This is a genomic window from Bittarella sp. HCP28S3_D9 (assembly GCF_052065655.1).
GTDB classification, from domain to species: Bacteria; Bacillota; Clostridia; order Oscillospirales; family Ruminococcaceae; genus Bittarella; species Bittarella massiliensis.
Genome location: NZ_JBQHTP010000001.1, coordinates 55,037 through 74,089 on the forward strand (window position 1 = coordinate 55,037; position 19,053 = coordinate 74,089).

A 19,053-nucleotide genomic window follows, 5' to 3' on the forward strand; every position below is an offset into this window, starting at 1 on the left:
GACGGGCTGAAAGCCCTGCCGCCGGCGCGCGGGCAGGCGAAGGGCAGCGCCCTGTTTGGCTTTTTGGGCTACCAGAGCGGGCGTCTGCCGCCAGTGCGCGAGAGGAGGCGGCGAGGGGCGGGCCGGGCTGGAAAGGGAGCGCGACGGGCTGTAAGCCCTGCCGTCGGCACGCGGGCAGACGAAGGGCAGCGCCCTGTTTGGCTTTTTGGGCTACCAGAGCGGCCGCCTGCCGCCAGCGCGAGAGAGGAGGCGGCGAGGGGCGGGCCGGGCTGGAAAGGGAGCGCGACGGGCTGAAAGCCCTGCCGCCGGCACGCGGGAGGGAGAGGGGCAGGGGCAAGGAGCAGGGACAGCGCGGGCGGGAGAGGGCCCTGCCAATCCCCTCTCCCTTCCCCACAAGCCGTTTCCCCGCCCCCTGTCCGCTGCGGGCGACACGGGCAGGCGGGGAAAGGGGGGCACGGGGGCGGCGGCAGAGATTGCCGGGAAGGAGCCCGCAAAGGCGGCAGCGCGGGGCGTGAAAAGGGGCTGGGCTGCACCTGGGGCGAGGGGCAGAAAGCCCGGTGGGGCCGGGCGGGACATTCGGGCGCACAAAAGCGGGAGGGCGAGACCGCCCAGCGGCTGCACCGCCGCCGGAAGGGGGGACAAGGGAACGAGCGGGCGCAGCAACGGCAGCGGGGGGCGAGACGGCAAAAAGGCGGGCCGCACAGGAGGCCCCGGGCAGGGGGACAGCGCGGGCCGCCAGGGGGGAGAAGGACCGACGCGGGCCACCAGGGAGGAGAAGGGCCGACGCGGGCCACCAGGGAGGAGAAGGGCCGACGCGGGCCGCTAGGGGGGAGAAGGGCCGACGCGGGCGACCAGGGCCAAAAAGAGGGGGCTTCGCACCCCGTCTGCAAGCGCGAAAGCCCCCTCCCTCTTTCTCTATATTCCCTCTAGCGGGATCCGGACGGGCCCTCCCCCGCCATGGCCTGGCGCATGGCCCGCAGCAGCAGCTGGTGGCCTTCGGTGATGGCCTGGCGCTGCTCCTCGCTCAGGAGGCAGTAGGCCTGCTCCTCCGCGGCGGAGAGGGAGTCGAGCACCGGGTAGAGGGCCGCCTCCCCCGCGGGGGTGATCTGCACCGACTTGTTGCGGTGGTCCCGCTCGTTCTGGTGGCGGCGGATGTAGCCCTGCCGCTCCAGCCCGGAGAGGATGAAGGAGACCGTCTGCTTGGGGAGGGCGGTCTTTTCGCAGATGTGCTTTTGGGTGCAGCCCTCGGGGTTGTCGCGGATGACATAGAGGGCCACCACGGTGTTGAACTGCAGCCCGTGCCGCTGGCACCAGGCGCTGTACAGGCTGTCCATCTGGTACCAGTGCTCGTAGTAGGCGCGCACGTGTTCGCGTATTCTCTCCTGTTCGGTCATGGCCTCTTCCCCCCGGCTGTCAAACGGTCTCATGTGATACGGTTTCTCCTGTCTCAGTATGGCGCTTTCCCCCCCAAATTGCAAGGGCCACTTTCCCCAAAAAGAGGGCGTTTTTTTCGCCTTTGCTTAAGCGGTGCATTTTTGGTATAATCTTGTCAGAGAAACCGCCCGGCGGGAGGGGCTGCTGCCCCCCTGCCGGGCGCCGGGGAGACGCCGAGGGGGCGTCGGCCCGGCCATTTTTAGGCAATGAGGAGGCGTGCGGTGTGAAGAGAGCGGCGACGGCCATCTTTTTGGCGCTGGCCCTTTTGCTCTTTGGCACGGGGCTGGGGAAAGAGCGGTCGGTGGACAGTGTCACCTGCAAGCGGATGGTGCTCTACGGCGGCTCCATCTACGTGGAGAACCGGGGCGACACCCCGGTGCGGCTGCCCGACGAGAGCTGGGGCGAGGTGGGCGAGGTGCGAAACGCCGTCTTCGCCAACGAGCGGCCCTCCCTCCCCTACTACTCCAACGCGGTGGAGCTCATCGGCAGCAGCCTCTACGGCAGCGCGGGCGCGCCCGAGACCCTCTATCTGCAGCTGGCCTCCGGCGGCATCACCAGCTACCTGCGCTTTGACCAGGCCAAGAGCGACGCCTCCATCTACCGGCCGGTGGTCCGGCTGGACGGGCGCTACTACGCCGAGGCCGGCTACGTGGACAGCCTCCCCCCCGAGGAGGAGGGCTGGAAGGTGTCCGGGGTCATCACCAACTCCGGCGACCCGGGCAAGGCCCCCAAAAAGGACTACGCCGCCAACTGGCAGGACCTGGTGGGGGCCAAGGTCGTCCGCCGGGAGGACAGCCCCGACACCCTCTACCTGCAGTTCCCCCTGGGGGGACAGGACTACGTGATGCGCTGCACCTATGTGCCGGTGGACGAGGAGGGGGCCGCCCCCCAGCTGGTGGTGGGCGGCAAGCTCTACACCGAGGTGGGCGAGGTGGAGGCCCTGCCGGAAGAGGGGTTCGTGCAGGCGGGCAACGCCGTCAAGGACGGCAGCGCCAACCGCGCCCCCAAAAAGGAGCTGGGCACCAACTACGCCGCCTTTGTGGGCAGCCCAGTCTACCGCGACCCGGAGGACGACAGCACCGTCTACATTCAGTACTACCGCGGGGTCTCCAACCGCATTTTGGAGTTCCGCCTCGCCGACGCGGGGGGCGAGAAGAAATAGGCGACTGCCCGGCAGGCGGCCAAAAGGGGCCGGTGGGAAGGATATCCCACCGGCCCCTTTTTCCCTGCCCGAAGGGCGGGATCTAGAGGAACTGGTCCACCGTATAGCTCTCCATCTTCTGGTTGACGGTGTCGGCGATCTCGGCAAAGACGCCCCGCACCTTGCAGCCCTGCTTGTCGCCGCAGCTGCACTCCCCCTCTTCGTGGAGGCACTTGCTCAAGTAGACCGGGCCCTCGATGATCTCGACGATCTCCCGCAGGGTGATCGCAGAGGCGGGCTTTTGCAGCTCGTAGCCGCCCTGGGTGCCCTTGTAGGAGCGCACCACCCCGCCGGACACCAGCTTGCTGAGGATCTTGAGGGCAAAGCGGAGGGTGACGCCGGTGGCCTCGGAAATCTTTTTGGCCTCGGTCCGGCAGCCCACCGCCGCCAGGTGCCGCACGATCCGCACAGCGTAATCGGTCTCTCGGGTAAAATACATGGGACTTCTCCTCAAACTACACAAAATCACTATACATTTGTTTCAGTATACCCAATCGGGGGCAATTTGTCAAATGATCCGTCCCCTTTGGCGGGGATGGCAGAGGAGGAGAGGGACAGGCGGGGCGGGAAAACGCCGGGGGAGAGACGGCCCCGCCCTCCCGCAAAGAGCGCCCCTCCCGGCCACAGCGGGGAGGGGGCGCTCGATCACACCGCGGAAAAGGGGGGCGGGCGCGGGCGACTGCAAAGGCGCCCCGCCACAGAGGGGGCGCCTTACTCGGCGACCCGGTCGAGAAGATACTGGTGGAAGCCCGCCACGTCAAGGCCGGTGACCACCAGGGAGTTCTCCGGCGCGGGCTCGTCCCCAAACGCGGGGGAATAGAGGTTGCCGGGCTTGCAGAAGACGGTGGCCCCCCGGGTGAACTCCCCCTGGGTCTCCACCCGGGTGTGGGCGGGGAAGCTCTCCCGGATCAGCTCCGGCCGGGCCAGGACCGCCAGGGCCGCCGGGTCGGGCAGCCCCAGGGAGGGGACACCCCCCTGCGCCCGGGCCAGTTCTGTCAGGGTGCGGTTGCAGTCGACGCAGAACCGGCCGATCTCGCCGGTCCCCCGCATCCGCTCCATGGCGGCGTCATCCAGCTCGGCCGCGCCGCCGCAGGCCTCCAGGGTCACCAGGGTGATGGGCACCCCGAAGGAAAAGACGATCTGCGCCGCCTCCGGGTCCACCATGATGTTGAACTCGGCACAGACGGTGTGGGGGTTGTGGTAGGGGTGCGCCCCGCCCATGATGGTGATGTGCCGCAGCTTTCTCATGGCCTCCGGGTGCTTGCGGATGGCCAGGGCCACGTTGGTCAGGGGCCCCAGGGTCAGAAGTTCTACCTCCCCCTCCCCGGCATAGCGGGCGAGGGCGTCGGCCCCGTGGCCGGGGGTCGGGGCCAGGGTGGGCTCCCCCAGGGTCCCCAGGTCCCCCATCCCGTCGGCCCCGTGGATCTGGTCGGCCGTCTCCAGCTCGCAGAGGAGGGGGCCGGCGGCCCCCACGTAGACCGGCGGCCGGTAGCTGCCCGCCCGCTCCACCGAGAGGAGGGCGTTTTTGACCGCCAGGGGCAGCTCCACATTCCCCGCCACGGCGGTGATGGCCAGCACCTGCAGGGTGGGGTCCCGCAGGGCTGCCACCAGGGCAACCGCGTCGTCGGACGCGGTGTCGGTGTCGATGATGATCTTTTTCACGGTACTTTCCTCCTTCACGCTATTTCACCAGCTCGTACAGGTATTGGAAAAAGCCCTCCGGGTCCATCTCGTAGACCACCTTTGCCTGGAAGGGCTGGCGGGGCCCCTCGTGTTTGGAGACCGCCCCATACTCCGGCGGGCGGCGGTCGCAGACCATCATCCCGTAGGTCAGGTCCGACCCCTGGGTCTCCACCCGCACGTGGGCGTCGAAGGAGCCGGTGATGAGTTCGGGCCGGGTGAGGGCCGCCAGGGCGATGGGGTCGGGCAGCCCGATCTGGGGATAGCCCCGGCTCCGGATGCTGTTTTGTCGCATGGTGTCGTTGCAGGTCACGCAGAACCACCCCCGCTCGGAGGCGGCCTCCAACTCGGCCATCTGCTGGGGGCCGAATTCCCCCGCCCCGTGGCAGGCCTCGATGGTGGCGATAGTCAGGGGGATGCCCGAGCGGCAGACGATGTCCGCCGCCTCGGCGTCCACCCAGAAGTTGAACTCGGCCGTGGGACTGGTGTTGCCGTAAAAGGCCGCGCCCCCCATGGCGGTGATCCGCGGCACCCGCTTCATGGTCTCCGGCTCCTGCAAGATGGCCAGGGCCAGGTTGGTCAGGGGACCCAGGGTCACGATCTCAACGTCCCCCTCCCCCTCTCTGACCAGCCGCAGGATGGCGTCCACCGCGTGGGTGCGCTCGGCCCCCACCTCCGGGGCCCGAAAACAGGTCTGGTCCCCCATCCCGTCTTTGCCGTGGATCCCCTCGGCGCAGCGCAGGGGGCGGCAGAGGGGCCGGTCCGCCCCCGGGTAGATGGGCGGGCGCGCCCCCCCGGCGTAGGTGGCGCTGAGGCAGGCGTTCTTGGTGGCCAGCTCCAGCGGGACGTTCCCCGCCACCGTGGTGATGGCCAACACCTGCAAGGTGGGCTCCCGCAGGGCCATCACCAGGGCAACCGCGTCGTCGGACGCGGTGTCGGTGTCGATGATGATCTTTTTGCGCGCTGTCTGCATGTGCACTTGCTCCTCTCAAAACCACTTTGTCAGCCAGAGGGCCCTCCTCCCCCGCCGCAAGGGGGGAGGAGGGCCCGGCAGCTCTGTGCCCCGGCTGCACTTACAGTATAAAGGGGGGCCCGCGAAAAGAAAAAGACCGCCGTCTATTTTTTTGCAAAATAAAAGGCGCTCTTTTTGTGCATTTTTTCTGCGCCCCCGGCGCAAAAAAAGCCCCTCTCCGCCGGGGCGGGAGGGGCTTGCCGGGGGGAGGGGCCCCCTAGTCCAAAAAGTCCTTGAGTTTTTTGCTGCGGCTGGGGTGGCGGAGTTTGCGCAGGGCCTTGGCCTCGATCTGGCGGATGCGCTCGCGGGTGACGTTGAACTCCTTGCCCACCTCTTCCAGGGTGCGGGAGCGGCCGTCCTCCAGGCCAAAGCGGAGGCGGAGGACCTTCTCCTCCCGGGGGGTGAGGGTCTGCAGCACCTCGCCCAACTGTTCGCGCAGCAGGGTGTGGGAGGCGGCTTCGGCCGGGGCGGGGGCGTCGTCGTCGGGGATGAAGTCGCCCAGGTGGCTGTCCTCCTCCTCGCCGATGGGGGTCTCCAGGCTGACCGGCTCCTGGGCGACCCGCATGATCTCCCGCACCTTGTCGGCGGGCATGTCCAGCACCTTGGAGATCTCCTCGGCGGAGGGCTCGTGCCCGTTTTGGTGGAGCAGCTGGCTGGAGACCTTTTTCACCTTGTTGATGGTCTCCACCATGTGCACCGGGATGCGGATGGTGCGGGCTTGGTCGGCGATGGCCCGGGTGATGGCCTGGCGGATCCACCAGGTGGCGTAGGTGGAGAACTTGTACCCCTTGGTGTAGTCAAACTTCTCCACCGCCTTGATGAGGCCCAGGTTCCCCTCCTGGATCAGGTCGAGGAACTGCATCCCCCTGCCCACGTACCGCTTGGCGATGGAGACCACCAGCCGCAAGTTGGCCTCGGAGAGGCGCTTGCGGGCGTAGGGGTCGCCCTCGGCCATCCGCTTGGCCAGCTCCACCTCCTCGGCAGAGGTGAGCAGCTGCACCCGGCCGATCTCCTTGAGGTAGACCTTGACCGGGTCGTCGATGTTGGCCCCGTCGGCGGCGGTGGCGTAGCGCTTGCCCTCCTCGATCTCCTTGGAGGAGATCTTCTCCTCGGGGAGGGCGGTCTCGGCGGCAGCCACCAGCTTGAAGTCCTCCTCCGGGTCGATGTCCTGGTCGGGGACCAGGTCGTCCATGATCTCGACCTTTTTGGATTCGAGCAGCTCGTAGAGCTTGTCCACCTCCTCCACATCGAAGTCGTACTTCTCGATGAGGTCGGTCAGCTCCTGGGTGGTGAGCTTTCCCTTTTTGACCGCCATTTCGGCGATGGTGAGCATGGCTGCGGCGTTTTCGGTTTTCGACATATTCGCTTCTCCTATTTCTTTTTGTCCTTCAAACCGGCGATGAGATCGCCCAGTTGGGTTTCCGGTGTCTGCGCGATGCGCTCTGCCGTGAGCTTGCGGCTCTCCTCTTTCAGGTTGCGGATGTTGAAGTCCACGTCCTCTTTCCCCACCTTGAGCCCGGCGCTCTTGGCCAGCATCCGGGAGACCCGGGCCAGCTCTTCGGGGGTGAGGAATTTGGTCAGATAGGTCAGATCCGGCCCCTCGGGCAGGGGGCAGCTCTTGAGCAGGCCGTAGAGCCGGCGGTCAAAGTCGGTGACAAAGTCCCCCTCCTCCACCGCGGCAAAGATGTACCTGGCCCACTGGCCGTCCCGCACAGCGATGGCGATGAGCATCTCCTCGGCGGTGGCGGCCCGGGGGTTGGCGGCCGCCTGGGGGTTGACGGTGTCCCGCCGGTCGAGGACGGTGTTCACCAGCTCCTGCCGCTCCCTCTTTCGCTCCTTGCGGTGGCGGGCGCGGCGGATGTCCTCGACTTGCAGGAGGACGTTGTCCTTTTTGACCCCGCTCTTCTCGGCGGCGACCCCGGCGTAGACGTCCCGCTCCCCCGGGGTGGGGAGGGCGGCGATGGCCTGGGCGGCCTCCCGCAGGTAGGCGATGCGGCCCTCGGGGTCCTCCAGATTATAGCGGCCCTCGATGCGGGAGAGCTCGTGCTCGGTGGAGCCCTTGGCCTCGTCCAGCAGCCGCTGGAAGCGGTGGGCGCCGTTTTTCTTGATGAACTCGTCCGGGTCCTTGGCCCCGGGGATGGTGAGGATGCGGATCTTCAGCCCGGTCTGGGCCAAAAAGCCCACCGCCCGCTTGGTGGCCACCTGCCCCGCCTCGTCGGCGTCGTAGGAGACGATCACCTCACCGGTGTACTGGGCGATCAGCCGGGCCTGGCTCTCGCCGATGGCGGTGCCCAGGGTGGCCACCGCCGTGGGGAAGCCCGCCTGGTGCATGGCGATGACGTCCATGTACCCCTCGGCGAGGATGAAGGGTTCCCCCTTGTGGTTTTTGGCAAAGCCCAGGGCGAAGAGGTTGCGGTTTTTGTGAAAGACCGGGGTCTCGGCGGTGTTGAGGTACTTGGGCTTTTCGTCCCCCAGGTTGCGCCCGCCAAAGGCGATGACGTTGCCCCGCACGTCGATGATGGGGAAGATGACCCGATTGCGGAACTTGTCGTAGGTGCCGCCCTTTTTGGAGCGGGCCACCAGGTCGGCCGCCAGCAGTTCGCTGTCGGAAAAGCCCTTTTGGCGCAGGGCGTCCCGCAGGGACGACCAGCTGTCGGGGGCGTAGCCCAGGCCGAAGTGCTTGATGGTCTCGTCGGTGAGGCCCCGGCCCCGCAGGTAGTCCAGCCCCGGCTTTCCGGCCGGGGTCTTGAGGACGGCGTAGAAAAAGCGGGCGGCGGCGCGGTTTGCCTCGAGGATGCGGAGCTTGAGCTTGCCCATGGAGTCGTCGACCCCCTGCTCGGGCACCTGCATCCCGCAGCGCTGGGCCAGCCACTTGACCGCCTCCACGTAGTCGAGGTTTTCGATGTTGCGGATGAAGGTGATGACGTCGCCCCCCGCCCCGCAGCCAAAGCAGTAGTAGGACTGGGTGTCCTTGTAGACCACAAAGGAGGGGGTCTTTTCGGAGTGGAAGGGGCAGAGGCCCTTGACGGTGTTGCTCCCCGCCCGCTTGAGGGGGACATAGGGGGAGATGACGTCTTCAATGTCGTTTCGGAATTTCAGTTCGGTGATAAAGCTGTCGGGGATCAAAGTCCTCTCCCCTCCTTTTCTGCCATATTTTGAACCGTTTTGGCGCTATGATGTAAGCGCGATCCCCCGCGGGCCAAAAAGGGGTCGTCCAGCCCGCCCCGCGGGAAAGGGGGCGCGGCCGCGCAGCTCCCTGCTAAGAGCGGGGGGCGGGCCCTAGAGGCTGTCCTCCAACCGCCAGGAGCGGGGCACAAAGATGCGCTCAAAGGCGGTGACGGCAAAGCCGTCGGTCATGCCGGAGATGTAGTCCACCGCCGCCCGCTCGGCCCCCTCGTCCCGGGCGATCTGCCGGTAGAAGTCCGGCATCTTCTCGGGGTGTTTGACCAGGTGGCTGTAGAGGAGGGCCACCAGTTCGCAGGCCTTCCCCTCCTCCCTCTTGGCGGCGGAGTTGGTGTAGACCACCTGGTACATGAACTGGTGCAGGGCGTCAAAGGCGCGGTAGACCTCCGGGTCCATGCGGATGTCCTCGCCGCTGTTTTCCAGCAGGGAGCGGACCATGGTGGTGATGCGGGGGTTCTTCCCCCGGCCCAGCACCGCCACGCAGTCGTAGGGGAGCTCGTTTTCCTCCAGGATGCCGGCGGTGATGGCGTCCTCGATGTCGTGGTTGATGTAGGCGATCTTGTCGGCAAAGCGGACCACCCGCCCCTCCAGGGTGCAGGCGTCCTTGCCGCGGGTGTGGCAGGCGATGCCGTTTTTGGTCTCAAAGGTCAGATTGAGGCCCCGCCCCTCCTTCTCCAGCCGCTCCACCACCCGCACCGACTGCAGGTAGTGCTTGTAGCCGAAGGGGGCCAGCTCGTTGAGGGTGCGCTCCCCGGCGTGGCCGAAGGGGGTGTGCCCCAGATCGTGCCCCAGGGCGATGGCCTCGGTCAGGTCCTCGTTGAGGCGCAGGCCCCGGGCAATGGTGCGGGCGATCTGCGACACCTCCAGGGTGTGGGTGAGCCGGGTGCGGTAGTGGTCCCCCTGGGGGGAGAGGAAGACCTGGGTCTTGTGCTTGAGCCGCCGGAAGGACTTGCAGTGCAAGATCCGGTCCCGGTCCCTGGCGTAGGGGGTGCGGATCCCGTCCTCCGGGGCGGGGGCGCGCCGGCCCCGGCTCTCCTCCGACAGGGAGGCGTGGGGGGACAGGGTCTCCCGCTCGATCCTCTGGGTCATCTCGCAAACGGTCATCTTCATTCACCCCTTTACCTCTATATACGCCAACTGCCGGGCGGTTTCCTTCTTTCCGGGACCCTTTTTTTGCAAATTTTTCTTCCCCCGCGGCGCCCCTCCCCCTATTTAAGAGGGCGAAAGGGGTCGATTTCTGTCACCCGGCCGCGAGAATTTTTACAGGTGGGAGAAGACGACCTCCCCCAGCTGGGGGGTCACCCGGCCGCCGCTGCGCTCCACCAAGTCGGCGCAAAGGCCCTCGGCCGCGTCGGCGCGGACGGTGAGGCGCAGGGTCACCTGCTCCAAGAAGTCGCACCCCTCCTGGCGCAGGGGGTAGTTTGGCAGCAGGTTCTCCACGATCGGGTAGAAGTCGTAGGGCAGGGCAACCACCACCTGCCTGCAGGCGCAGACGGTGACGATGTCGGCCGCCGCCACCGCCAGGGAGGCGGCTTTGGAATAGGCCCGCAGCAGCCCCCCGGCCCCCAGGAGGACGCCCCCGAAGATGCGGGAGACCACGATCACCGCGTCGGTGATCCCCCCCTTTTGCAGCACCTCCAGGGTGGGCTTGCCGCCGGTGCCCTGGGGCTCGCCGTCGTCGCTGCAGCGCTGGCCGTTTTGGCAGCGCAGGTCGTAGGCAAAGACGTGGTGGCGGGCGTCGCGCAGCTCCCCCCGCACCCGCTCGACAAAGGCCATGGCCTCCTCCGGCGAGGAAGCCGGGGCGATCTGCCCGATGAACTGGGACTTTTTGATGGTGACGCTGTCGCCCGCCTCCCCCGCCGGGGTGCGGTAGCTCTGCTGGTCCACGCTGGGCCCTCCTCCCCTCTTTGGCGGGACAAAAAGAAAGGCGGTGTGAACCACACCACCCTCATTTTTTGGACACGCCAAAAGCTATTTATCCAGATTAAAGCGCCGTTTGAAGCGGTCAACACGTCCGCCGGTATCAACCAGTTTCTGTTTGCCGGTATAGAACGGGTGGCATTTGGAGCAGACCTCGACGCGGATGTCGCCCTTCGTGGATCTGGTCTCGATCACTTCGCCGCAAGCGCAACGGATGGTCGCTTTGTCGTAGTTCGGATGAATCCCCTGTTTCAACGCAGTCACCTCTTTCACCAAAGAAACGTTACTCTCAAGATAATAGCACAACCGTTTTTAAAATGCAAGACAGTTCGTCCCACTTTTTTGAAAAAATCGCCCTCCCATGGGCTTTTTTGCTAGAGGGCGGCGATGGCCCCCACCAGGGTCTGCACGTCCTCGTCCCGGGTGGCCCAGCTGGTGCAGAAGCGGACCGCCGTCCGCCCATCATCCAGTTCCCCCCAGCTCTCAAAGGCAAAGTCCTGTCCCAGGGCCTCCCTCTGCGCGGGGGTGAGGACGAAGAACTGCTGGTTGGTGGGGGAGTCGAAGTAGAGGGGCACCCCCGCGGCGAGGAAGGCCTTGCGGATGGCCATGGCCTGCTCCACCGCCCGCTCGCAGATGGAGCGGTAGAGCCCGCCCTCGAAGAGGACGTCGAACTGGATGCCCAGCAGCCGCCCCTTGGCCAGCAGCCCGCCCCGCTGCTTGATGAAGTAGCGAAAGTCCTTTTTCAGGGCCGGGTCGGCAATCACCACCGCCTCGCCGAAGAGGGCGCCGCACTTGGTGCCGCCGATGTAGAAGACGTCGCAGAGCCGGGCCAGGTCGGGCAGGTCCAGCTCGCTCTCCGGGCTGGCGAGGCCGTAGCCCAGCCGCGCCCCGTCGAGATAGAGGGGCAGCCCCCAGCGGCGGCAGACGGCCGCCAGCTCCTCCAGCTGGGCTTTGGTGTAGAGGGTGCCGTTTTCGGTGGGGTGGGAGATGTAGCAGGCCCCCGGCTGCACCATGTGCTCGCTGACATCGCTCGTGAAGTGGGCGCGGCAGTAGTCGTCCACCTGGGCGGCGGTGATGGTGCCGTCTCGCGAGGGCAGGGGCAGCACCTTGTGGCCGGTGGCCTCGATGGCGCCGGTCTCGTGGCAGGCGATGTGCCCGCTCTCGGCGCAGAGGGCCCCCTGGTGGGGCCGCAGCAGGGCGGCGAGGACGGTGGTGTTGGCCTGGGTCCCCCCCACCAGGAAGTGGACGTCCAGGTCCTCCCTTCCGCAGGCGGCGCGGATCTTTTGGCGGGCGCTCTCGCAGTAGTGGTCGGCGCCGTAGCCGGGGGTCTGTTCCAGGTTGCTCTCGCACAGTTTTTGGAGGATGGCCGGGTGGCAGCCCTCCACGTAGTCGCACTGAAAGTAGGTCATGGTCTCTCTCCCTCTCCGGAGGGGCGGGCGCGGGGCCCTCCCCTCATTTTTCCTATATAAGAGAGGATACCCGCCCCGGCCGGGGCTTGTCAACACGGGCGGGGGCAAAAGGCGGAAAAAAGGGCCGACAGGGCCCGCCAATAGTTGCCAAAAGGAGAAAAGAAAGCTATGATGGTGGTATTCCCCCGCGCCAACCTTTGCATACTGATAACAGCCGGTTTTCCCCCGCGCCCCCGGGGCGCGGCGGGGCGGCGGACAGCAAAAAAGGAGTGTTGTAAACGTGACATGGCACAGCCAGACCCCGGAGCAGATCGCCGGGCAGCTCGACTCCGACCTGGAAAAGGGCCTCTCCCCCAGCCAGGCGGCCGACCTGCTGGGCCGGGTGGGAGAGAACAAGCTGCAGGGCAAAAAGCCCAAGACCCTGCTGCAGCGATTTTTGGCCCAGCTCAAAGACACCATGGTCATCATCCTGATGCTGGCGGCGGTGGTCTCCACCGTGATGGCCTTTGTGGATGAACACGGCGACTTTTTGGAGCCGGTGGTGATCGTGGGGATCGTCCTCCTCAACGCCTGCCTGGGGGTCGCCCAGGAGAGCAAGGCCGAAAAGGCGCTGGAGGCCCTCAAAGACATGAGCACCCCCCACGCCCGGGTCATCCGCGGCGGCCAGGCGGAGGTCATCTCCTCCACCGAGCTGGTGCCCGGCGACATCATCGTGCTGGAGGCGGGGGACTTTGTCCCCGCCGACGCCCGGCTGATTTCCGCCTCTAGCCTGCAGTGCGAGGAGTCGGCCCTCACCGGCGAGTCGGTGCCGGTGCAGAAGGAGGCGGCCGGCACCGTGCCAGAGGACGCCCCCCTGGGCGACCGGCACAACATGGTGTACAGCGGCTGCAGCGTCAGCTACGGCCGGGGCACCGCCATCGTCACCTCCACCGGCATGTCCACCCAGATGGGGAGCATCGCCGCCCTCCTCTCGGGGGAGGAGGACGGCCAGACCCCCCTGCAGCACAAGCTGGAGCAGATGGGCAAGATCTTGGGGCTGGTGGCCCTGGCCGTCTGCGCGGTCATCTTCGTCATCGGGCTGCTGGGGGGCACCCCCATCGGCGAGATCCTGCTGACGGCCATCTCCCTGGCGGTGGCCGCCATCCCCGAGGGGCTGCCCGCCATCGTCACCATCGTGCTGGCCATGGGCGTCTCGCGGATGGTGAAGAAAAACGCCATCATCCGCCGGCTACCCGCGGTGGAGACCCTGGGCAGCGCCTCGGTCATCTGCTCGGACAAGACCGGCACCCTGACCCAAAACCGGATGACCGTGTTGCAGACCTGGGTGGACGGCGAGGACCGGGCCGAGGACATCTCCCGGGAGGAGCGGCCCTCCGACCCGGCGGTGGCCCTGCTGAAACTGGGCACCCTCTGCTGTGACGGCACCGTCTCCGCCCAGCCCGACGGCACCCTCAAGCACATTGGCGACCCCACCGAGACCGCCATCGTCGCCGCCGCCCTGCGCGCCGGCGAGGAGCAGGAGGCCCTGAACGCCGCCTACCCCCGCCAGTTTGACCTGCCCTTTGACTCGGACCGCAAGCTGATGACCACCGTCAACTTGATCGACGACCAGCTGCACGTCATCGTCAAGGGGGCCTTCGACATCCTCAGCGAGCGCTGCGTGGCCGGGGACGTGGAGACCGCCCGCCGCATCAACGAGGAGATGGGGGGCGAGGCCCTGCGGGTCATCTGCGTGGCCCACAAGGTCATCTCCCTCCTCCCCCTGCCGGAGGACGCGGCCGAACTGGAGCAGGGGCTGACCCTGATGGGCCTCATCGGGATGATCGACCCGCCCCGGGAGGAGGCCAGGGACGCCATCGCCACCTGCCTGAAGGCGGGCATCCGCCCGGTGATGATCACCGGCGACCACGTGGTCACCGCCTCGGCCATCGCCCGGCAGATGGGCATTTTGAAGGAGGGCGAGCGGGCCATCACCGGCGCGGAGCTGGCCGCCATGAGCGACGAGGAGCTGGACCGGCGCATCGCCGAGTTCTCGGTCTACGCCCGGGTCACCCCCGAGGACAAGATCCGCATCGTCAAGGCCTGGCAGAAAAACGGGCAGATCGTCTCCATGACCGGCGACGGGGTCAACGACGCCCCCGCCCTCAAGGCCGCCGACATCGGCTGCGCCATGGGGATCACCGGCACCGACGTGGCCAAGGGCGCGGCGGACATGGTCCTCACCGACGACAACTTCGCCACCATCGTGGTGGCCGTCAAAGAGGGGCGGGGCATTTTCCAGAACATCGTCAAGTCCATCGAGTTTTTGCTCAGCTGCAACATCGGCGAGATCTTGACGGTGCTGGGCTCCATGCTCCTCTCCTTCGGCTCCCCCCTCACCGCCATCCAGCTGCTCTGGGTCAACCTGGTGACCGACGGGCTGCCGGCCCTGGCCCTGGGGATGGACCCGGTGGACAAACACGTCATGGACGAGCCGCCCCGGCCCAAGAGCCAGGGGATCTTCAACCCCGCCCTCTGGGTGCACATTGTGTTGCAGGGGCTGATGATCGCCGGGCTCACCGTCACCGGCTACGCCCTGGGCCGCTACGTCTTTGGCAGCGACCTGGTGGAGGAGGGGCGGACCATGGCCTTTTTGGTGCTGGCCTGCAGCCAGCTGGTGCACGTCTACAACATCCGCGCCAAGGGCTCCCTCTTCGCCCAGAACCCCTTTGCCAACAAGTACCTCAACGGCGCGGTGCTCTGCAGCCTGGCGCTGATTTTGCTGGTCTCCCTGATCCCGCCGGTGGCGGGGGTGTTCGGGATGTACCTGCTGCCCGCCAAAGCCTGGTTGGCCGTGGCAGGGCTGAGCCTGCTGCCCATCCCCCTGGTGGAGCTGGCCAAGCTGGTTTCCAGGGTGTTTGCCAAAAAGTAGGGCGGTTTTCCCCTCCGCATTTGATAGAGGGCCCGGCCGGGGCGTTTCCCGGCCGGGCCCTCTTTGGATTTTACCTTTTTGCGGGGGGTGGCAGGGGGAGATTTGCCGGTTTTGTCCCCTGTATTCTGTAAACTGTGGCTTCGGCGGGGGGGCAATCGGCGGGGAATGAGGGCGGGTTTCCGGGGGCACGGGAGGGCCGGGCCATATCGGCGGAGGGGGATGTCTCTGCCGCCGTTTTTTGCCCTAGATTCTGATAACTGTCGATTCGGCGGGAGGGCAATTGGCGCGGAATGGGGGCGGGTTTCCGGGGGCGCGGGGGGGCCGGCCCACATCGGCGGCGGAGGATATCCCTGCCGCCGATTTTTTGCCCCGCATTTTATAAGCTATCAATTCGGCGGCGGGAGCAATTGATGGGGAACGGAGGGCGGGTTTTCGGGGGCGCGGGGGGTCCGGCCCACATCGGAGGAGGATGTCCCTGCCGCCGATTTTTTACCCCGTATTCTGATAACTATTGATTCGGCGGGAGGGCAATTGGCGGAGAATGGGGCGGGTTTTCGGGGGCGCGGGAGGTCCGGCCCACATCGGAGGAGGATGTCCCTGCCGCCGGTTTTTTGCCCTGCATTCTGATAACTGTCGATTCAGTGGGGGGAGCAATTGGCGGGGAATAGGGGCAGCTTTCCGGGGACGCGGGGGGTCCGGCCCATATCGGCGGCAAGGGGATGTCTCTGTTGTCCATTTTGTCCCCTACATTTTGCAAGTCGCTCCTTCGGCGGTAGAGGTGCGGGGACAGATTGCTCGGCCCGACTTTCACCTCCAGCCCCTGCAAAAGGGAAATGAGGAGGCGGAGGGCCGCCCTTCGGCGTTCAATCCGTCAAAACTGCCCGCTTCTCTGCGGAAACACCCCATCCATGTCTTGGGGGAAGGGGCGCGCCGGGATGGGAGAAAAGGCTCGGCGGCCACGGTCCCTTTTCCGGCGGAAAGAAGGGTCCCCCCTTCCCTGATCTGTTGGGCAGCAACCCAAAAGAGAGGCCCCTTGAGGGCCTCTCTTTTTTACTGGCGCAGGGGGCGGTCTTCGGTTCGGCGGCCGGTCGATTCGGCCAGCAGGGCCGCCAGGGCCACCAGGAAGGCGCCCAGCACCACTGCCGGGAGATCGAGGGGGCAGCGGGCCAGCAGGAGCACCAGCCCCTCAAACCCGCCGGCGGCCAAAAGGGCCAGGTTGTCCCACCAGCGCAGCCGCTCTCTCCCCCGCCGCAGCAGCAGGGCGTAGAGCAGGGAGACAGCGCCCACCAGCAGGGCCAGCCAGTGCAGCCCACAGCTGGAAATCAGAGCGCCCTCCCCGGTGTAGGGGCCTGTCCCCTCTCCGCCCCCCTGGCCCCCGCCGTTGCCGCCGTCGGGCAGAGGGGTCACGTCGCCGGAGGCGCTGCCGTCGGTCAGGGTGTAGGTCAAATAGAGGGTGGCGGTGTTCCCCTTTTCATCGCTCACCCGGTAGGTGATGAGGCAGGAGCCGGCCCGGTCGGTGGCAAAGCCCTGGGAGGTGATGTCCTGCCCGTTTTGGGAGAGGGTGAGCCCCTCCTCCCCCAGGCCCGCGCCGCCGGGGAGGACGCGGTAGTTCTGCCGCACCCAGGCCAGCGCCTTTTCGGCGGTGAGGGCCCCGTCAAAGGCCGGGGGATAGGCCACCGGCTCGGTGACGCTCTGCCGGTAACTGTGGTGGACGGCGCCGCCTTTGTCCACCGCCTCCTCCGGCGCGGGCAGGGGGCGCTGCGGGTCGGCCGGCTCGATGACCGGCGGCTCGGTGCGCTGGGCAAAGGCGTAGGTGATGACAAGGGTGGTGGTGTTGCCGCCCCGGTCCTTCACCGTGTAGGTGATGAGGCAGGAGCCGGGCACGGCGGTGGAGATCCCCTCCACCGGCGCGCCGCCCTGCTCCATGCGCAGGGTGTGATCTATCAGGCTGCTGCCCTGGGCGGCAAAGTCGTAGTGGTCGCGGATGTACTGCAGGGCGTCGCTGCGGGTGAATCTGCCGCCGTGGGCCGGCGGGTCAGTGATCAGCTCGGTCACCCGGTCGGTGTAGGTGTGGTGGACGGTGTTGTCCGGGTCGATCACCTCCTGGGGGCCCTGGGGCGGGTCCTCCGGGTCGGTGGGGAGGATGGCGGGCGGCTTGGGTTTCTCCACAAAGGCGTAGGTCAGCTGGAGGGTGGTGGTGTTGCCGTCCGCGTCGGTCACGGTGTAGCTGCCCAGGCAGGCGCCGGGGGCGGTGGTGGGCAGGCCGATCGCCGAGATGTCCCGCCCGTCCCGGGTCATGGCGAGGGTGGCCGACCCCGCGCCAAAGGTGTAGCGGGAGGCGATGACCTCCCGCAGTTTGTCCGCCGTGAGGGTGCCGCCAAAGGCCGGCGGGTCGGTCACCAGTTGGGTGATCCGGTCGGTGTAGACCGCGTGCACCAGCCCCTCCTCATCCGTCTGGGTCTCGGGGCCGCTGGGGCCCGGCCGGTCCGGGTCGGCGGGGTCCACCGACGGCGGGTCGCTCACCGTCACCGCCAGGGGGGCGGAGGGGTTGCCCGCCGCGTCCAGCACCCGGTAGAGGCCGTTTTTGGCGGGGGCAACAGTCTGGGTGGCGGCCCCGCTGCCATCGGTCAGGGCAAAGGCCTGCACCGTCTCCCACGCCTTGGTGGCGGGGTTTTGCCGCTCCAGTTTCCAGACGCCGGAGAGGCCGTCTGTCAGGGTCAAATCCCCGCCGGCGGCGGTCAGGGCGGGGGCGGTGACGTCCACCCGGATGGTGTCGCTGGCGGTGGTGGAGACGGCCCCGGACCCGCTGTCCCGCGCCTGATAGGTCACCGAGATGCCGCCGGTCTCCTCCGCGTACTGCTTTTGGGGGGTGGCGGCGTCGAGGGTGGCCTCCAGGTCGGTCCCCCTTTTGATGTGGAACTGGTCAAAGGTGCCGGGGCAGAAGGTCACCTCCACCGGCCCCCGGTTCCAGCCGTTTTCGTTGGCCGGGGTGCGGGTGTAGTGGTAGTCGGTGCCGGGGACGGGGGTGGGCTTGTCCGGCTCCGGCTCGGCGTTCGGGTCAAAGGGCACCAGCTCCACCGCCGGCACCAGCTCGGCCTTGGAATAGCACCGGGACTGAAAGAAGGTGTCGGCAATCTGCTGGCCCACCGTCACCGCCGCGCCGGTGGGGTTTTGGATCTTGGCCCTGTAGGTGATGACGTTGTTTCCCGCGCCGGTCATCTTGAAGGGGATGCCCGCGTTGGCGATGTCGGTCCCGGCGTCCACCGCCGTGCCGTTGGCCTTGATCTCCTGCCCCTCGGCCTTGGTCAGGGGGACGATGCCGGCGGTGGGGTAGTCTTTATTTCCCTGCAGCAGCTTGAGGGTACAGGGGACGGCCTGGCCGGCGGCGTTTTTGTTGATGTTTCTCACCGTGGCCTGGACGACGACGGTGTCGCCGTCCACCGGCACCTCGCCCTCGTCGAACGCGCTGCCGTCCGCCTTGAGGAGTTTGGTCTCCACAAATTCCGGGTAGTAGCGGGTATAGGCCGCGGAGTTGAATTTCATCGAGAGTTCAAACCCGCCGGGAAAGGTGAGTTCTTTGGGGTAGTCCACCCCGCCAGTGATGGCGAGCTGGGCCGTCTCCGTCCCCGCCGGCAGGATGACGTAGGGGCTGCAGGAGAGGGTGGCTTTCTGCCCGCCGCTCTGCAGGGTGGCTGTCACCTGCTGGGTCGCGCTGCTGTACTGCAGCTGGAGCTTGCCCGGCTGGTTGAAATAGTCTTTCGTCAAGTCGACCTTCTTCACCAGCGTCTGCGGCTGGGTGGGACTCGGCATACTGTAAAAGGCCATCTCGTAATTGCCGTTTACCTTCCAGACCAGGAGGGAGAGGATCTTTCCATTGGGCACCGCGAGGGCGATGCTGATGTGCTCACTGCCGGTGGTGAGGGCGGTCATGATCATCGTGAAGTCAACGTCCACCGTCCAGTCCGATTGGAGGGACAGCCACCCCTTGCTGTGCACCTGGCTGATGGAGGTCTTGAGTCTATCCGGCGCGCTTCCGTGCGGCGTCCAAACGGTGGCGTCTGAAATATACACGTTGTTGTCGTGCACCCCGTATTTGTCCCCCACAAAGCCGCTGACGTTGTTCCAGGTAAACACCTGAGTCAAATCCGTCGCGCCGATAAACTGGTCGGTGGTCTCACCGGCGGCGCCCGCCGTCCCCCGCCCACCGGTGAGGGAGAGGGTGCCCAGCAGGGTCAGGGCCGCCAAAGAGGCGGCGAGCGCCTGCCCGCCCCTCCGCTTTGCCCGCTTTTGTTGTCGCATTGCA

13 protein-coding genes are annotated in these 19,053 nt (G+C 66.9%); 2 read left to right on the forward strand and 11 right to left on the reverse strand.

The window, feature by feature from the left end; all coding sequences use genetic code 11:
- Positions 1–926 precede the first annotated feature (926 nt).
- Complete coding sequence (locus tag ACTNAU_RS00265) at positions 927–1,427, reverse strand: MarR family winged helix-turn-helix transcriptional regulator (RefSeq protein WP_021658703.1); 501 nt, start codon at positions 1,425–1,427, stop codon at positions 927–929.
- Between the two features lie 230 nt (positions 1,428–1,657).
- Between ACTNAU_RS00265 and ACTNAU_RS00270 the strand changes: the two genes are divergently transcribed.
- Entirely contained in the window at positions 1,658–2,596 is a 939-nt protein-coding gene (locus ACTNAU_RS00270; RefSeq protein WP_441097175.1) for a hypothetical protein, read from the forward strand.
- Between the two features lie 82 nt (positions 2,597–2,678).
- Here the strand turns inward: ACTNAU_RS00270 and ACTNAU_RS00275 are convergent, their stop codons facing one another.
- The 9 genes from ACTNAU_RS00275 to ACTNAU_RS00315 all read right to left on the reverse strand — a co-directional run bounded on the left by ACTNAU_RS00275 (position 2,679) and on the right by ACTNAU_RS00315 (position 11,839).
- Entirely contained in the window at positions 2,679–3,074 is a 396-nt protein-coding gene (locus ACTNAU_RS00275; protein WP_185916550.1) for an RrF2 family transcriptional regulator, read from the reverse strand.
- 272 nt (positions 3,075–3,346) lie between these two features.
- Positions 3,347–4,297, reverse strand: coding sequence for a nucleoside hydrolase (locus tag ACTNAU_RS00280; protein WP_441097176.1), 951 nt, complete (start codon positions 4,295–4,297; stop codon positions 3,347–3,349).
- A gap of 19 nt (positions 4,298–4,316) precedes the next feature.
- Positions 4,317–5,288 carry a nucleoside hydrolase gene (locus tag ACTNAU_RS00285; RefSeq protein ID WP_441097177.1) on the reverse strand — a complete coding sequence of 324 codons (972 nt, stop codon included), beginning with the start codon at positions 5,286–5,288 and terminating at the stop codon, positions 4,317–4,319.
- Between the two features lie 256 nt (positions 5,289–5,544).
- The gene (gene rpoD, locus ACTNAU_RS00290) at positions 5,545–6,687 is read right to left on the reverse strand and encodes an RNA polymerase sigma factor RpoD (protein ID WP_059003991.1); all 1,143 of its coding nucleotides are present in this window, start codon (positions 6,685–6,687) and stop codon (positions 5,545–5,547) included.
- 11 nt (positions 6,688–6,698) lie between these two features.
- The gene (gene dnaG, locus ACTNAU_RS00295) at positions 6,699–8,453 is read right to left on the reverse strand and encodes a DNA primase (protein ID WP_441097178.1); all 1,755 of its coding nucleotides are present in this window, start codon (positions 8,451–8,453) and stop codon (positions 6,699–6,701) included.
- Positions 8,454–8,606: 153 nt separating this feature from the next.
- Entirely contained in the window at positions 8,607–9,614 is a 1,008-nt protein-coding gene (locus ACTNAU_RS00300; RefSeq protein WP_185916544.1) for a deoxyguanosinetriphosphate triphosphohydrolase, read from the reverse strand.
- 156 nt (positions 9,615–9,770) lie between these two features.
- Positions 9,771–10,397: an IMPACT family protein gene (locus ACTNAU_RS00305; RefSeq protein WP_059003995.1), complete on the reverse strand. Its 627-nt coding sequence runs from the start codon at positions 10,395–10,397 to the stop codon at positions 9,771–9,773.
- Between the two features lie 84 nt (positions 10,398–10,481).
- On the reverse strand, positions 10,482–10,685 hold the full coding sequence (rpmE, locus tag ACTNAU_RS00310; protein ID WP_044992125.1) for a 50S ribosomal protein L31: 204 nt from the start codon (positions 10,683–10,685) through the stop codon (positions 10,482–10,484).
- A 119-nt stretch (positions 10,686–10,804) separates the two neighbouring features.
- The gene (locus ACTNAU_RS00315; RefSeq protein WP_441097179.1) at positions 10,805–11,839 is read right to left on the reverse strand and encodes a threonine aldolase family protein; all 1,035 of its coding nucleotides are present in this window, start codon (positions 11,837–11,839) and stop codon (positions 10,805–10,807) included.
- Between the two features lie 280 nt (positions 11,840–12,119).
- On the opposite strand from ACTNAU_RS00315, the gene ACTNAU_RS00320 reads away from it, so the two are divergent.
- The gene (locus tag ACTNAU_RS00320) at positions 12,120–14,750 is read left to right on the forward strand and encodes a cation-translocating P-type ATPase (RefSeq protein WP_216402051.1); all 2,631 of its coding nucleotides are present in this window, start codon (positions 12,120–12,122) and stop codon (positions 14,748–14,750) included.
- Positions 14,751–15,800: 1,050 nt separating this feature from the next.
- On the opposite strand, the gene ACTNAU_RS00325 is transcribed toward ACTNAU_RS00320, so the two are convergent.
- Positions 15,801–19,049 (reverse strand): hypothetical protein, encoded by a 3,249-nt coding sequence (locus tag ACTNAU_RS00325; protein WP_441097180.1) that lies wholly within the window; start codon positions 19,047–19,049, stop codon positions 15,801–15,803.
- Between the last annotated feature and the right edge of the window lie 4 nt (positions 19,050–19,053).

What these genes read in the sequence shown, in the direction of transcription:
- ACTNAU_RS00265 (WP_021658703.1), bottom strand. Translation starts at nt 1,427, where the DNA reads ATGAGACCGTTTGACAGCCGGGGGGAAGAGGCCATGACCGAACAGGAG.
- ACTNAU_RS00275 (WP_185916550.1), bottom strand. Translation starts at nt 3,074, where the DNA reads ATGTATTTTACCCGAGAGACCGATTACGCTGTGCGGATCGTGCGGCAC.
- ACTNAU_RS00285 (WP_441097177.1), bottom strand. Translation starts at nt 5,288, where the DNA reads ATGCAGACAGCGCGCAAAAAGATCATCATCGACACCGACACCGCGTCC.
- rpoD (WP_059003991.1), bottom strand. Translation starts at nt 6,687, where the DNA reads ATGTCGAAAACCGAAAACGCCGCAGCCATGCTCACCATCGCCGAAATG.
- ACTNAU_RS00300 (WP_185916544.1), bottom strand. Translation starts at nt 9,614, where the DNA reads ATGACCGTTTGCGAGATGACCCAGAGGATCGAGCGGGAGACCCTGTCC.
- ACTNAU_RS00315 (WP_441097179.1), bottom strand. Translation starts at nt 11,839, where the DNA reads ATGACCTACTTTCAGTGCGACTACGTGGAGGGCTGCCACCCGGCCATC.
- ACTNAU_RS00325 (WP_441097180.1), bottom strand. Translation starts at nt 19,049, where the DNA reads ATGCGACAACAAAAGCGGGCAAAGCGGAGGGGCGGGCAGGCGCTCGCC.